The organism is Rahnella aquatilis CIP 78.65 = ATCC 33071 (genome assembly GCF_000241955.1).
Classification (GTDB): domain Bacteria; phylum Pseudomonadota; class Gammaproteobacteria; order Enterobacterales; family Enterobacteriaceae; genus Rahnella; species Rahnella aquatilis.
In genome coordinates this window covers 3,711,254-3,724,778 of sequence record NC_016818.1, presented here as the reverse complement: position 1 = coordinate 3,724,778, position 13,525 = coordinate 3,711,254, and the positions used below count along the sequence as shown (strand labels likewise).

General features: G+C 53.8%; 12 protein-coding genes. 9 read left to right on the top strand and 3 right to left on the bottom strand.

The genetic code is table 11. The features are described from left to right. Positions 1 to 3 precede the first annotated feature (3 nt). The 3 genes from recO to acpS all read left to right on the top strand — a co-directional run bounded on the left by recO (position 4) and on the right by acpS (position 1,957). Positions 4 to 741, top strand: a complete 738-nt coding sequence (gene recO, locus RAHAQ2_RS16925; RefSeq protein WP_015698390.1) for a DNA repair protein RecO — start codon at positions 4 to 6, stop codon at positions 739 to 741. A 104-nt stretch (positions 742 to 845) separates the two neighbouring features. Beyond that, entirely contained in the window at positions 846 to 1,577 is a 732-nt protein-coding gene (pdxJ, locus tag RAHAQ2_RS16920; RefSeq protein WP_015698389.1) for a pyridoxine 5'-phosphate synthase, read from the top strand. Then, positions 1,577 to 1,957, top strand: coding sequence for a holo-ACP synthase (gene acpS, locus RAHAQ2_RS16915; RefSeq protein WP_015698388.1), 381 nt, complete (start codon positions 1,577 to 1,579; stop codon positions 1,955 to 1,957). Before pdxJ ends, acpS begins: the two co-directional genes overlap by 1 nt. Before the next feature lie 21 nt (positions 1,958 to 1,978). Here the strand turns inward: acpS and RAHAQ2_RS16910 are convergent, their stop codons facing one another. Together RAHAQ2_RS16910 and RAHAQ2_RS16905 are read right to left on the bottom strand one after the other, a co-directional pair. After that, positions 1,979 to 2,233 carry a YfhL family 4Fe-4S dicluster ferredoxin gene (locus tag RAHAQ2_RS16910; RefSeq protein ID WP_015698387.1) on the bottom strand — a complete coding sequence of 85 codons (255 nt, stop codon included), beginning with the start codon at positions 2,231 to 2,233 and terminating at the stop codon, positions 1,979 to 1,981. Between the two features lie 101 nt (positions 2,234 to 2,334). Next, complete coding sequence (locus RAHAQ2_RS16905; RefSeq protein ID WP_015698386.1) at positions 2,335 to 3,183, bottom strand: MurR/RpiR family transcriptional regulator; 849 nt, start codon at positions 3,181 to 3,183, stop codon at positions 2,335 to 2,337. A 142-nt stretch (positions 3,184 to 3,325) separates the two neighbouring features. Between RAHAQ2_RS16905 and murQ the strand changes: the two genes are divergently transcribed. Genes murQ through tadA form a run of 4 tightly spaced genes read left to right on the top strand, consistent with a single transcriptional unit; the run spans position 3,326 to position 6,872 of the window. Further along, complete coding sequence (gene murQ, locus RAHAQ2_RS16900; protein ID WP_015698385.1) at positions 3,326 to 4,231, top strand: N-acetylmuramic acid 6-phosphate etherase; 906 nt, start codon at positions 3,326 to 3,328, stop codon at positions 4,229 to 4,231. A gap of 28 nt (positions 4,232 to 4,259) precedes the next feature. Next, a complete protein-coding gene (locus RAHAQ2_RS16895) occupies positions 4,260 to 5,630 on the top strand; it encodes a PTS transporter subunit EIIC (protein ID WP_037040168.1) in 1,371 nt (456 codons plus the stop codon). A 4-nt stretch (positions 5,631 to 5,634) separates the two neighbouring features. Continuing rightward, positions 5,635 to 6,273: a phosphatidylglycerophosphatase C gene (gene yfhb, locus RAHAQ2_RS16890; RefSeq protein WP_015698383.1), complete on the top strand. Its 639-nt coding sequence runs from the start codon at positions 5,635 to 5,637 to the stop codon at positions 6,271 to 6,273. A gap of 41 nt (positions 6,274 to 6,314) precedes the next feature. Then, entirely contained in the window at positions 6,315 to 6,872 is a 558-nt protein-coding gene (gene tadA, locus RAHAQ2_RS16885) for a tRNA adenosine(34) deaminase TadA (protein WP_037040157.1), read from the top strand. A gap of 18 nt (positions 6,873 to 6,890) precedes the next feature. Here tadA and mltF read toward each other — a convergent pair whose 3' ends face one another. Beyond that, positions 6,891 to 8,351 carry a membrane-bound lytic murein transglycosylase MltF gene (mltF, locus tag RAHAQ2_RS16880; protein WP_015698381.1) on the bottom strand — a complete coding sequence of 487 codons (1,461 nt, stop codon included), beginning with the start codon at positions 8,349 to 8,351 and terminating at the stop codon, positions 6,891 to 6,893. Between the two features lie 278 nt (positions 8,352 to 8,629). Here mltF and purL point away from each other — a divergent pair, with 278 nt between their 5' ends. Next, a complete protein-coding gene (gene purL, locus RAHAQ2_RS16870; RefSeq protein ID WP_015698380.1) occupies positions 8,630 to 12,520 on the top strand; it encodes a phosphoribosylformylglycinamidine synthase in 3,891 nt (1,296 codons plus the stop codon). A 255-nt stretch (positions 12,521 to 12,775) separates the two neighbouring features. Further along, positions 12,776 to 13,387, top strand: a complete 612-nt coding sequence (gene pagP, locus RAHAQ2_RS16865) for a lipid IV(A) palmitoyltransferase PagP (protein WP_015698379.1) — start codon at positions 12,776 to 12,778, stop codon at positions 13,385 to 13,387. The last annotated feature ends 138 nt before the right edge of the window (positions 13,388 to 13,525 follow it).

Sequence of the window (13,525 nt, the reverse complement as noted above, 5' to 3'; positions counted from 1 at the left end):
CCTATGGAAGGCTGGCAACGCGCATTTGTTTTGCATGGGCGACCTTACAGTGAAACCAGCTTAATGCTGGATCTGTTCACTGAGGGACAAGGGCGGGTACGCATACTGGCTAAAGGTGCGCGTGGCCGCCGGTCCAATTTAAAAGGCTGCTTGCAGCCTTTTACACCTTTACTGGTTCGCTGGAGCGGGCGGGGAGAAGTGAAAACCCTGCGTAATGCTGAACCAGTCTCTCTTGCACTTCCCCTTTCTGGTTTGATGCTTTACAGCGGTTTATACGTCAATGAACTCGTTTCGCGGGTGCTTGAGCAGGAAGCCAATTACTCTTCATTATTCTTTGATTATCTCAATTGCCTGCAAAATCTTGCGGGTGCCAGCGGCTCTCCTGAGTATGCGTTACGTCAGTTCGAACTCTCTCTTTTGCATCATCTGGGTTACGGCGTGGATTTTCTGCATTGCGCAGGCAGCGGTGAAGAAGTCAGCGACAACATGACTTACCGTTATCGTGAAGAAAAAGGCTTTATTGCCAGTCTGGTGATTGATAATTCCAGCTTTACCGGTCGGGATTTGAAAGCCCTGGCCAGCCGTGAATTTCCGGATCTTTCAACGCTGCGGGCGGCGAAGCGTTTTACCCGTATGGCGCTGAAACCTTATCTTGGCGGCAAGCCGCTGAAAAGCCGCGAGCTGTTCCGCCAGTTTCAGGTTAAAAGGCCTGTTTTACCCTCTGACAATTCTTCCCGCTAATTCGGACTCCGGGCTACACGCCGTCACGCTCAAAGGTGTAAACTGCAGAAATTAGCTTTTTTGTTCCATTCATAAATCAATTCATTCTTAAATCTGGAGCTGTTATGGCTGAGTTGCTGTTGGGCGTTAACATTGATCACATCGCGACACTGCGTAATGCACGCGGTACGGCTTACCCTGATCCGGTTCAGGCGGCATTTATCGCTGAGCAGGCTGGTGCTGATGGGATCACCGTCCACCTGCGTGAAGATCGCCGTCATATCACTGACCGCGACGTACGCCTCCTGCGTCAGACGATCCAAACCCGCATGAATCTAGAAATGGCCGTCACCGATGAAATGGTCGGTATTGCCTGTGAAATCCTGCCACATTTTTGCTGTCTGGTGCCGGAAAAGCGCGAAGAAGTGACGACCGAAGGTGGTCTGGATGTCGCCGGTCAGCTGGATAAAATGACCGTTGCGGTGACCCGTCTTAGCGAAGCGGGCATTCTGGTTTCCCTGTTTATCGACCCTGATATGCGCCAGATTGATGCTGCCGTCGCTGTAGGGGCACCTTATATCGAAATCCATACCGGTGCTTATGCTGAAGCGAAAACTGACCTTGAGCGTCAGGCCGAGCTGGAGCGCATTAAACAGGGCGCGGCTTATGCAGCCGGTAAAGGCCTGAAAGTCAATGCCGGTCACGGGCTGACTTACCACAACGTTCAGCCGATCGCCGCACTGCCGGAAATGCATGAGCTGAATATCGGCCATGCGATTATCGGTCAGGCTGTTATCGACGGATTATCCGGTGCAGTGCGCGAAATGAAAAATCTGATGCGGGAAGCGCGCCGGTAATGAGCATTTTAGGTTTAGGTACGGATATCGTTGAAATTTCCCGTATCGAAGCGGTGATTGCACGCAGTGGCGACCGTCTGGCCAGGCGTATTTTGTGCGCGAATGAATGGGCGGTTTATGAGCAACATCAGCAGCCTGTTCGATTTCTGGCAAAGCGGTTTGCTGTCAAGGAAGCCGCAGCTAAAGCGCTGGGGACCGGGATCCGCAACGGTCTGGCGTTTGAACAATTTGAAGTCGTCAATGATGTGCTGGGAAAGCCGGGCCTGGTATTCCATGCCCGTGCGGCGGAAATGGCAGCCGTGATGGGGGTGAAGTCGGTGCATGTCACGCTGGCGGATGAAAGGCGTTATGCCTGTGCCACGGTCATTATCGAGAACTAATCCATTGCATCACGCCGCTCATTACACGGTGTGATGCAATACCACAAACTTATCCCAAAGCTGTTCGTTGGTTTCGGCGTGTTGCGGATTAATGATGATGGTATTGTCGATCGGGCAGACGCTCTGACAGGTCGGTTTATCGTAATGCCCGACGCATTCCGTACACCGATCGCTGTCGATTTCGTAAATCTCATTGCCCATCGAGATCGCCTGGTTCGGGCACTCCGGTTCGCACATATCGCAATTAATGCATTTGTGTGTGATCAGCAGGGCCATGGCGTTTTCTCGTATCTTAAATTATCAGGCTGCGCAGTATAGCAGAATTGCGCTGGCGTAGGTTCTGTGTCCGCGCGTTTCCACACCTCAAATGATCCTGATCAAACCAGTTTTTTCACCAGTTCTTCGCTGTGGCGGATCCGCTCCGGTGCATGCGCCGTATCCTGCTGAACCAGCGCGACAAACAGTAAATCAGTCAGGGAATATTGTGCCGTGGTGGCTGAGAGTGCTGCGCCACGGGTTGCGGGTAATTCTGCGACCGTATACAAACAATGGTCTGCCTGCTGTTGCAGGGTATTGGGTGAAAACCCGGTAATGGCCAGAACTTTTGCGCCACTCTCGCGGGCGACTTTTGCCGCAAGATTGATTTCACTCCGTTCGCCGCTGAACGAAATCGCCAGCAGTAAATCTTCTTTCGACAGCGCCTGTGCGGTGGCAACCAGGACGTGCGTATCGGATTCGGCAATCGCCGTGACCCCGATTTTCAGCAGCTTATACGCCAGATCTTTTGCCACTAATCCGGATGCACCAATGCCGCTCAGCACAATTTTTCGGGCACCGGCGAGCATCGCCAAAGCAATTTGCAGACGGGACTCGCTGTTGATATCCAGCGTTGCACGAAGTGCCGACTGTTTTTCTGCCAGTAATTTCTCCCCCACAACATGCAGGCTGTCGGTGCTTAAAATCTGATTATGTACAGTGACCGGCTCACTGTTTTCCTGCGATGCGAGTGATTCACTCATGGCCAGTTTTAGCGCGGGGAAGCCTTTATAGCCCAGTTTTTGGGCAAATTTCACCACACCAGACTGGCTGACGCCGGCCTTTTCAGCCAGTTTCTGCGAACTCATATGACGTGCTTTTTCCGGCTGAGCGAGCAGGAAATCGGCCAGTTTGCGGTCATTTTGCGCCAGTGTCGGATAAAGCTGGCGGATACGGATCATACAACTCATGGTGGGTTATCCCGGCGTCTCTGAATACTTGCATCACGTTTTACGGATTATGTTATCTAAAATAGCAAATTTTCCTCGCATTGATGAATAATATATTCAAATATTGAGTAATAAATTTGAATTAAAAATTCAGGAGTGAAACATGAAGACGAGCCTCAACCTTGGTGCGCTGGTTTCAGAAAGCCGCAATCCGGATACGATGAATTTAGATCAAATGTCTACGCTGGAACTGGTGACCTGTTTCAATCAGGAAGACCGTAAAGTGCCGGAGGCTATCAATAAAGTCCTGCCGCACATCGCCCGGGCTGTCGATAAAGCCGCTGCGTCATTTCAGGCTGGCGGGCGTCTGATTTATCTTGGTGCAGGTACCAGTGGTCGCCTCGGCGTTCTTGATGCGTCTGAATGTCCGCCGACGTTTGGTGTCCCGCACGGTATGGTTGTCGGGCTGATTGCCGGCGGGCCGGGCGCGCTGCTCAAAGCGGTAGAAGGTGCTGAAGACAGTGAATCGCTGGGTGTGGAGGACTTAAAAAATCTCAATCTGCACGCGGATGACACCGTTGTCGGATTAGCCGCAAGTGGACGCACGCCTTACGTCATAGGTGCTTTACGCTATGCATCAGAAATGGGCTGCGCCACGGTGGCAATTTCCTGTAACCCGGATTCTCCGATAGCGCGTGAAGCCAGCATCGCGATTTCTCCGGTTGTAGGGCCGGAAGCACTGACCGGCTCAACCCGTTTGAAATCCGGCACGGCGCAGAAACTGGTGCTGAATATGATTTCAACCGGAGCAATGGTTAAAAGTGGCAAGGTTTATCAGAACCTGATGGTGGATGTGAAAGCGACCAACGTGAAGCTGGTCGATCGTGCCTGCCGGATCGTTGTCGAGGCCACGGGCGCGGCACGCAGTGATGCCGAAGCGGCACTTTCCAGGACGGATTTTGAAGTTAAACCGGCTATTCTGATGCTGCTGGCAGGTATTGACGCGGAGCAGGCAAAAATACGTCTGGCTAAGCACCACGGATTCCTGCGCGCCGCACTGGCTGATTAACCTCAAGGAGTTGAGTATGGCGATGGCAATGGATAAAACGCAGAGACTGGCTTCTCAGATTCTGCAAGGTGTGGGCGGTGAGCGGAATATCCGCAAACTGGAAAACTGTATGACCCGTGTGCGTGTGGAAGTGCACGATGATGGTCGGTTGGATCTGACCAGCCTGAAAACGCTTGAAGGTATCAAAGGTTATCTGAAACAAGGTGACCAGCATCAGTTTATTGTTGGTCCGGGCGCGGCGGCAAAAGTGGTGGATGCGATGCGTCTGCTGTTGAGCCCTGCCGGGACGGCCAGTTCGTCGGATGAAAGCGAAATTGTCCGCAATAAAGCCAGCGCCAAAGCGAAATATTCTGCGCCGATGAGCGGGGCGCTGCGCAAACTGGCCGATGTATTTATCCCGCTGATCCCGGCATTTATCGCTTCAGGGCTGATTATGGGCATTATTAACTTGCTCAAACGGCCTGATATCGCCGGTTCCATTGCTCTTGATTATCCTAATGTGCTTGGCCTGCTGGCAATTTTTGGTGGTGCTGTGTTTGCCATCATGAATATTTTAGTCGGCGTGAATGCGGCGCGCGTTTTCGGCGGTTCTCAGGCCATGGGCGGCGTAATGGCGGGGATTCTCTCCAGTCCGGCGCTGGCGCAAATTACCCTGTTTGGCGAAACTTTACAGCCCGGTCGCGGCGGTGTGATTGCCGTATTACTGGTCGTCGCGCTGATGTGCTGGCTGGAGAAAAGGCTGCGTCAGTGGCTGCCGGAATCTGTCGAACTGATCCTCAATCCGCTGATCACCACGTTGATCACCGCCACGCTGGCGATTGTGATCCTGCAACCCATCGGCGGTTACATTTCGGATGGCATAGCCCACGGGGTCAATATTGCTATCGATAAAGGCGGATTACTGGTGGGCGCGGTGTTGGCGGGAACATTTCTGCCGCTGGTATTATCCGGACTGCATCAGGGGCTGGTGCCGATCCACGTTGAGCTGATCCAGGCGCATGGTTCTAATCCGCTGCTGCCGATTTTAGCGATGGCCGGTGTGGGGCAGGTAGGGGCGGCGATCGCGGTTTATATGAAAACCCGCAACGCGCGGCTAAAAAAAGTGATTAAAGGCGCGCTGCCGGTGGGTATTCTCGGCATCGGTGAACCGCTGATATTCGGTGTCACACTGCCGCTCGGCCGGCCTTTTATTGGCGCATGTTTGGGCGGAGCCGTCGGTGGTGCGCTAATCTGTTACTGGAAAGTCGCGACAGTCATCACGTTTGGCATTTCCGGGCTGCCGCTGGCGCTGACCATTATTTCCGGCAAAGTGGTGTTGTATCTGACGGGTTTAGTCATTACGGTATTGGCTGGTTTTATTTTTACCTGGTTGATGGGGTTCAACGATCCCGAGGAGTAACGGATTGAGTACGAAGCCTGATCGGCGGGTAGTCTTTTTTGATCTTGATGGCACGCTGCACCAGCAGGATATGTTCGGCAGCTTTCTGCGGTTTTTGTTGAGGCGGATGCCGCAGAATCTGATTTTAGTCGTCCCGGTTCTGCCGCTGGTGGGGATCGGACTGTTTATCCACGGGCGCGCCGCACGCTGGCCAATGAGCCTGTTACTGTGGTCGATTACCTTCGGCCACGGTGAAGCACGCCTGAAAGCACTGGAGCTGCAATTTGTCGCCGCGTTTCGCGAGAAAGTGGTGGAGTTTCCGGTGGTGCAGCGCAGGCTGCGTGAATATCTCGACAGCGATGATACTGAAGTCTGGCTGATCACCGGGTCACCGGAAAATCTGGTGAAGCAGGTTTATCATACTTCCCTGTTTTTGCCGAAGGTTCGTCTGGTCGGCAGCCGGATTGCCCGTGGCAAAGGCGGATGGGTGTTGACCTTGCGTTGCCTGGGTGAGGAGAAAGTCGTGCAACTCGAAAGCCGCATTGGCTCACCGCTTAAGCTGTACAGCGGATACAGCGACAGCAAACAGGACAATCCGTTGTTGTTCTTTTGCGAGCACCGTTTTCGCGTCAGTAAACAGGGTGAGTTACAGCAACTGGAATAACGGCCAGCGCAAAAATCAGATAAAATGTCTGCCGGTAAAAAATGATTGAGGTAGAAGTGGCAGACGCAGAGTTGGCAGTAATCAATGATGATGAACACTGGATGCAACATGCCATGACTCTGGCGCTCAAAGCGCAGGACGAGGGCGAAGTGCCGGTGGGTGCGGTACTGGTTTTAGACAATCAGGTGATTGGCGAAGGCTGGAACCGGTCTATCGGCCATCATGATCCGACAGCGCACGCGGAAATCATGGCTTTACGTCAGGGTGGCAACGCCGTACAAAATTATCGTCTGCTCGACGCCACACTGTACGTCACGCTGGAACCTTGTGTGATGTGCGCAGGGGCGATGATCCACAGCCGGATCCGCCGCGTAGTGTATGGTGCCGCTGATGCCAAAACCGGTGCTGCGGGCTCTTTGCTTGATGTATTACGCCATCCTGGCATGAATCATCAGGTGGAGATTAAGGCGGGTGTACTGGCAGAAGCCTGTTCGCAACAACTGAGTGCGTTTTTTCGTTTTCGCCGCAGCCAGAAAAAAGCACTGCGACGGGCAGAACGTGCCGCTCAGGCCGGTGATGCGGCGGATGATCAGGGCTGAAAAACGGGCCTGCCCGTCTCAGGGAGCCAGCGCTTCCTGTGCATTCACCACCGGATACCCTTGACCTAACTGAGCCTGCAAGGCCGCTTTCTGTGCCTGCTGTTTTTCCTTTTCCATCAGATATCCCACCAGGCTCAGCTGATATCGACGGATATTTTCCACATAGTTATATGCCTGCGTGCCGCGCGCATACCCGTAATTCGTCCGGCTGAAGAAGCGTTTCTGATTCAGCATCGGCAGACGTTGCTTCACATCCGCCCAGCTGTCGGGATTGCCTTTTTGCTGCGCCGTCAGCTTACGGGCATCCAGCATATGGCCATAACCCATGTTATAAGCTGCAAGTGCAAACCAGATCCGTTCATCCTGTGGAACAGATTCCGGCATTTTATCCATCAGATGCGACAGATACTGCGCACCGCCGCGAATGCTCTGTTCGGCATCGGTACGGTCTTCTACGTTCAGCCCGCCAGCGGTCGCGCGGGTCAGCATCATCACACCCCGTACGCCGGTCGGGGATTTCGCCAGGGGATCCCAGTGGGATTCCTGATAGGCGATGGCCGCCAGTAACCGCCAGTCAATATTCCCCGCATATTTTTCAAACAGCGGCTGTAAATCCGGCAGCGTACTGTCGATGGCTTTGAGGAAAGTCCGGGTATCGACGTAATCAAAATCACCCACGTGCCCGAGATATTTCTCATCCAGCTTTTCCAGCGTACCGTCTTCTGAAATCTGGCTGAAAAAGTCCAGCATGGCGGCAGAAAGACTGTCGTCGTCAGGCTGCTTGCGGTAATACCAGGTCACAGGTTCGTCGTCAGTGGCATCAAAAGCCACCGCGAGACGCGGATAAACGCGCTGCATCAGGGCGATGGTAACCGAGTCGCCCAGCGTATAATCGAGTTTACCGTTCTCGACCTGCTGCAACAGATCGCGTGGTGACATCTTATCGGTCGTGCTCCACGCGAGGTCGGGGTATTTTTTGCTGGCGGCTTCCAGTGTGGCGATATGCGCGCTACCCGCAGACACCATCAGCGAACCTTTGATATCCGCGAAGCTTTTCGGACGCGCGGCACCCTGCCGGTAAACCAGCTGCTGGGAAACGGAATAGTATTCCGGACCAGCACGGTAGCCTTTCAGCCGCTCATTGTTGTACACCAGGCCGGAAGCCAGGATGTCAGTATTGCCGTGATCCAGATCGTCAAACATGCTCTCGATGGTGGTGCGCTGTGTCACGACCAGCTGCACGCCCAGATAATCTGCAAAGCGTTTCGCCAGTTCGTAATCGAAGCCGAGATTGCCTTCCGGAGTGTCCATAAAAGTCAGTGGAGAATTGAGCGTGCTTACGCGCAATTCTCCACGGGATTTTATTTGATCCAGTTGGTCGCCTTCACCTCTGTGCCACGGGACTGCCGGCCATAAAGCCAGCGCCAGTAACAGAGCGGCGATCCCCATCAGGACATAATTAATTTTTAGTCGCGTCAAATAGTTATCTCGCTGCGGCGCTCTTGTTTTTTTACGCTATGCTGTGCAGTTCGTATGGTTATATCCCCAGTGCTGACGCATTTTGCTCAACAAAACGGCAGTCTGCAACTTTATTCATGATACCCGCAAGATTTGCAGGGCGATAAATGAATATCAAGTTTCCCTGCGCAAACGGTTTCGTCGGACGCCAGCTTTCTTTATAATAGCCCGCGTTTTCCCCCTGTTGCGCCCAATGAAGCACTGTGGTCAGTGTCTTCGAAGACGAGAGATCTGTCATTATGGAAATACTGCGTGGTTCGCCCGCTTTGTCGGCTTTTCGCATTAACAAATTGTTGTCCCGTTGTCAGGAAGCCCGCCTTCCGGTCAGCGATATCTACGCCGAATATGTACACTTTGCCGATGTCAGCGCGCCGCTGAATTCGGACGAACAAACCAAGCTACAACGCCTCCTGAAATACGGTCCTTCTCTCGCTGAACACGCTCCTTCTGGTCGTTTACTGTTGGTTACCCCGCGCCCCGGCACCATTTCTCCGTGGTCTTCCAAAGCTACCGATATCGCACATAATTGCGGCCTGTCGCAGGTTTTGCGTCTGGAACGCGGTCTGGCATTTTATGTTCAGGCCCCGCAACTGACCGAAGCACAGTGGAGCGAACTGGGCGCATTGCTGCATGACCGTATGATGGAAACCGTCTTTGGCCATCTGGAAGATGCCAGCGCGCTGTTTGCGCAGCATCAGCCTGCCCCGGTGCAGCATGTGGATATCCTCAGCGAAGGCCGTGGCGCACTGGAGGCCGCCAACACCAAATTAGGCCTGGCGCTGGCGCAGGACGAAATTGATTATCTGATGGATGCCTTTACGTCGTTGGGGCGCAACCCGACGGACATCGAATTGTATATGTTCGCACAGGCCAACTCAGAACACTGTCGTCACAAAATCTTCAACGCAGACTGGATTATCGACGGTGAAACGCAGCCGAAATCTCTGTTTAAGATGATTAAGAACACCTTCGAACATACCCCTGATCACGTGCTGTCGGCGTATAAAGATAACGCCGCCGTGATGGAAGGTTCGCAGGTCGGTCGTTTCTATGCCGATGCGAAAGACGGTCTGTACGATTTCCATCAGGAGCAGGCGCATATCCTGATGAAGGTAGAAACCCATAACCACCCGACGGCGATCTCTCCGTGGCCGGGTGCGGCTACCGGTTCCGGCGGTGAAATCCGTGACGAAGGGGCAACCGGTCGCGGCGCAAAACCGAAAGCCGGACTGGTCGGTTTCTCCGTTTCTAACCTGCGGATTCCGGGTTTTGAACAGCCGTGGGAAGAAGATTTCGGTAAGCCGGATCGTATCGTTACCGCGCTGGATATCATGACCGACGGCCCGCTGGGCGGCGCAGCATTTAACAACGAATTTGGTCGTCCGGCGCTGCTGGGCTACTTCCGTACTTACGAAGAAAACGTCAACAGTCACAATGGCCCTGAACTGCGTGGTTACCATAAACCGATCATGCTGGCGGGCGGTATCGGCAACATCCGTGCCGATCATGTGCAGAAAGGTGAAATCACCGTTGGCGCGAAGTTGATCGTCCTCGGCGGTCCGGCGATGAATATCGGTCTGGGCGGCGGCGCGGCGTCTTCTATGGCGTCCGGTCAGTCTGATGCCGATCTGGATTTTGCTTCCGTACAGCGCGACAACCCGGAAATGGAACGTCGTTGTCAGGAAGTCATCGACCGCTGCTGGCAACTGGGCGAAGCCAACCCGATTTTGTTTATCCATGACGTCGGTGCAGGCGGTTTATCCAACGCGATGCCGGAACTGGTCAGTGATGGTCACCGTGGCGGCCGTTTCCAGTTGCGCGACATCCTGAACGACGAGCCGGGCATGAGCCCGCTGGAAGTCTGGTGTAACGAATCGCAGGAACGTTACGTGCTGGCGGTTTCTCCCGCACAGCTCGAACAGTTCGATGCGATCTGCCAGCGCGAACGCGCCCCTTATGCGGTCATCGGTGAAGCCACCGAAGAAATGCATCTTTCTCTGGAAGACAGCCATTTCGATAACCAGCCAATTGATATGCCGCTGGATGTCCTGCTGGGCAAAACGCCAAAAATGACCCGCGACGTCACCACGCTGAAAGCGAAAGGCGATGACCTGAATGCAGAAAATATCCAGATTGCTGAAGCGGTAAATCGTGTTCTGCATCTGCCTGCCGTTGCCGAGAAAACCTTCCTGATCACCATCGGCGACCGCACTGTCACCGGTATGGTCGCGCGTGACCAGATGGTCGGCCCGTGGCAGATCCCGGTAGCCGACTGCGCAGTCACCACCGCCAGCCTCGACAGCTACCACGGCGAAGCGATGTCACTGGGCGAACGTGCTCCGGTTGCTTTGCTGGACTTTGCCGCTTCCGGTCGCATGGCCGTTGGCGAAGCACTGACGAATATCGCGGCGGTAGAAATCGGCAGCCTGAAACGCGTTAAGCTTTCTGCTAACTGGATGTCTGCGGCCGGTCATCCGGGAGAAGATGCCGGTTTATACGCCGCCGTGAAAGCGGTAGGCGAAGAGCTTTGTCCGGCGCTGGGCATTACCATCCCGGTGGGAAAAGACTCCATGTCGATGAAAACCCGCTGGCAGGAAGGTAACGAACAACGCGAGATGACCTCTCCGCTGTCACTGGTGATCACCGCGTTTGCCCGTGTCGAAGATGTCCGCCATACCGTGACGCCGCAACTGCGTACCGACAAAGGTGACACCGCGTTGCTGCTGGTGGATCTGGGGGCCGGCCATAACGCTCTGGGCGCAACGGCGCTGGCGCAGGTTTACCGTCAGCTCGGTAACACGCCTGCTGACGTTCGCAGCGCAGAGCAACTTGGCGGCTTCTTCAACGCCATGCAGGCTCTGGTTTCTGAGCAAAAATTGCTGGCATACCATGACCGCTCCGACGGTGGTTTGCTGGTGACGCTGGCTGAAATGGCCTTCGCAGGGCATTGCGGCCTGACCGCAGATATCGCGGCGCTGGGCAACGATTCGCTGGCCGCGCTGTTCAACGAAGAACTGGGTGCCGTGATTCAGGTGCGTGCGTCTGACCGTGAAGCCGTTGAGAAAACGCTGGCCGACTTTGGTCTGGCGGATTGTACGCATTACCTCGGGACTGTTGAAACCGGCGATCGCTTCATCATCACTTCTGCTGACAAGCCGGTGTACAGCGAAAGCCGTACCACGCTGCGTACCTGGTGGGCAGAAACCACCTGGCAGATGCAGCGTCTGCGTGATAACCCGGAATGTGCCGATCAGGAACATCAGGCGAAAACCAACGATCTCGATCCGGGTCTGAACGTCAAACTGACTTTTGCCCCGGATGAAGATGTGGCTGCGCCATACATTGCCAAAGGTGCGCGTCCGAAAGTCGCCGTTCTGCGTGAGCAGGGCGTGAACTCACACGTTGAAATGGCGGCTGCCTTCCACCGTGCCGGTTTCGATGCGGTTGATGTGCACATGAGTGACCTGCTGGCCGGTCGCCGTGATTTGCAGGATTTCCACACGCTGGTCGCGTGCGGCGGATTCTCTTACGGTGACGTGCTGGGCGCAGGTGAAGGTTGGGCGAAATCAGTTCTGTTCAATGACCGCGTGCGTGAAGAGTTCGAGGAATTCTTCCACCGTCCGCAGACGCTGGCACTGGGCGTGTGTAACGGCTGTCAGATGATGTCTAACCTGAAAGAGCTGATCCCGGGCGCAGAACACTGGCCACGCTTCGTGCGTAACCTGTCTGACCGCTTCGAAGCGCGTTTCAGTCTGGTGGAAGTGGCTGCCAGCCCGTCGATGTTTATGCAGGGCATGGCCGGTTCACATATGCCAATCGCGGTGTCTCATGGCGAAGGGCATGTTGAAGTGCGTGACGCGGCGCATCTGGCGCAAATCGAACACAGCAATCTGGTGACCCTGCGCTTCGTGGATAATAACGGACAGGCGACCGAAAACTATCCGGCGAACCCGAACGGATCTCCGAACGGCATCACGGCGGTGACCAACTTGTCAGGTCGCGTCACTGTAATGATGCCGCACCCGGAGCGTGTTTTCCGCACGGTCAGCAACTCCTGGCATCCGGAAGAGTGGGGCGAAGACAGCCCGTGGATGCGCATGTTCCGCAATGCGCGTAAACAGCTTGGCTAATGCTTAATAAGCATCAGTAATAAAAATCCGCAGTGCGAAAGCCTGCGGATTTTTTTATGGCCCTGACTTATTTTTTACCCGCTGTTCATATTTTTTCTTATTTATCCGGCTAGGAATGCTCCCATAATAAAACCTTAAATTCCTGAGATATCAGTCAATTAAAGTTATTCAGGCTTTCTGTTTTTCGGTTGTTTAATTATCCCTGACCGGGGTTAGGTATAATAAAAACATTACGTCAGGGAGTTGTTTGAAAAGATGTTTTATAAAAAATTAATCAGAGACTTAAGTCTCACTATTTCACTGTCTTTTTGTATTCCAGCTTTTGCCGCCAGTAACGGAGGGAATCCCGTCAGCGATCCTAACAAGGTGCACAAAGAATCCATCCTTCCCGGTATCTGGTCGTCGTTTACAGAGAAGGTGTCAACCACCTGGAGTGAACCTCAGTCGCAGGATCTGTATCTGCCGGTGATCACCTGGCATAACCGTCTGACCTACGATAAAGAGAAAACCGATAAATATAACGAACGTCCGTGGGGCGGAGGCTATGGTATTTCCCGGTACGATGAAAAAGGTAACTGGAATGGCATCTATTTTATGGCGTTTAAAGACTCCCATAATAAATGGGAACCTATCGGCGGTTACGGCTGGGAAAAAATATGGACCACTGCAGAGGATAAAAACTTCCGATTAGGTCTGGGGTATACCGCCGCGGTGACGGCGCGTGACGACTATAAATATATTCCTATCCCGATTGTTTTACCGCTGGCTTCCGTCGGCTATAACAAACTGACCTTCCAGGCGACATATATTCCGGGAACCTACAACAACGGCAATGTGTTCTTTGCATGGCTGCGTTATCAGTTCTGATCCGCTTTCTTTGTGACTGAACAAAGCCCGGACACAGGTTGTGAACCTGATCCCCCACTTCTGATGAATATTCCACTATGCTAAAAATTCACCGCAGGAATCAATCTGTTGGCTCCTGCGGTGTTTTTTGTTTTCAGG

Excerpts from the sequence above, each read along its gene's own strand:
- recO (WP_015698390.1), top strand. The coding sequence starts at position 4 with ATGGAAGGCTGGCAACGCGCATTTGTTTTGCATGGGCGACCTTACAGT.
- pdxJ (WP_015698389.1), top strand. The coding sequence starts at position 846 with ATGGCTGAGTTGCTGTTGGGCGTTAACATTGATCACATCGCGACACTG.
- acpS (WP_015698388.1), top strand. The coding sequence starts at position 1,577 with ATGAGCATTTTAGGTTTAGGTACGGATATCGTTGAAATTTCCCGTATC.
- RAHAQ2_RS16910 (WP_015698387.1), bottom strand. The coding sequence starts at position 2,233 with ATGGCCCTGCTGATCACACACAAATGCATTAATTGCGATATGTGCGAA.
- RAHAQ2_RS16905 (WP_015698386.1), bottom strand. The coding sequence starts at position 3,183 with ATGAGTTGTATGATCCGTATCCGCCAGCTTTATCCGACACTGGCGCAA.
- murQ (WP_015698385.1), top strand. The coding sequence starts at position 3,326 with ATGAAGACGAGCCTCAACCTTGGTGCGCTGGTTTCAGAAAGCCGCAAT.
- RAHAQ2_RS16895 (WP_037040168.1), top strand. The coding sequence starts at position 4,260 with ATGGATAAAACGCAGAGACTGGCTTCTCAGATTCTGCAAGGTGTGGGC.
- tadA (WP_037040157.1), top strand. The coding sequence starts at position 6,315 with ATGATTGAGGTAGAAGTGGCAGACGCAGAGTTGGCAGTAATCAATGAT.
- purL (WP_015698380.1), top strand. The coding sequence starts at position 8,630 with ATGGAAATACTGCGTGGTTCGCCCGCTTTGTCGGCTTTTCGCATTAAC.
- pagP (WP_015698379.1), top strand. The coding sequence starts at position 12,776 with ATGTTTTATAAAAAATTAATCAGAGACTTAAGTCTCACTATTTCACTG.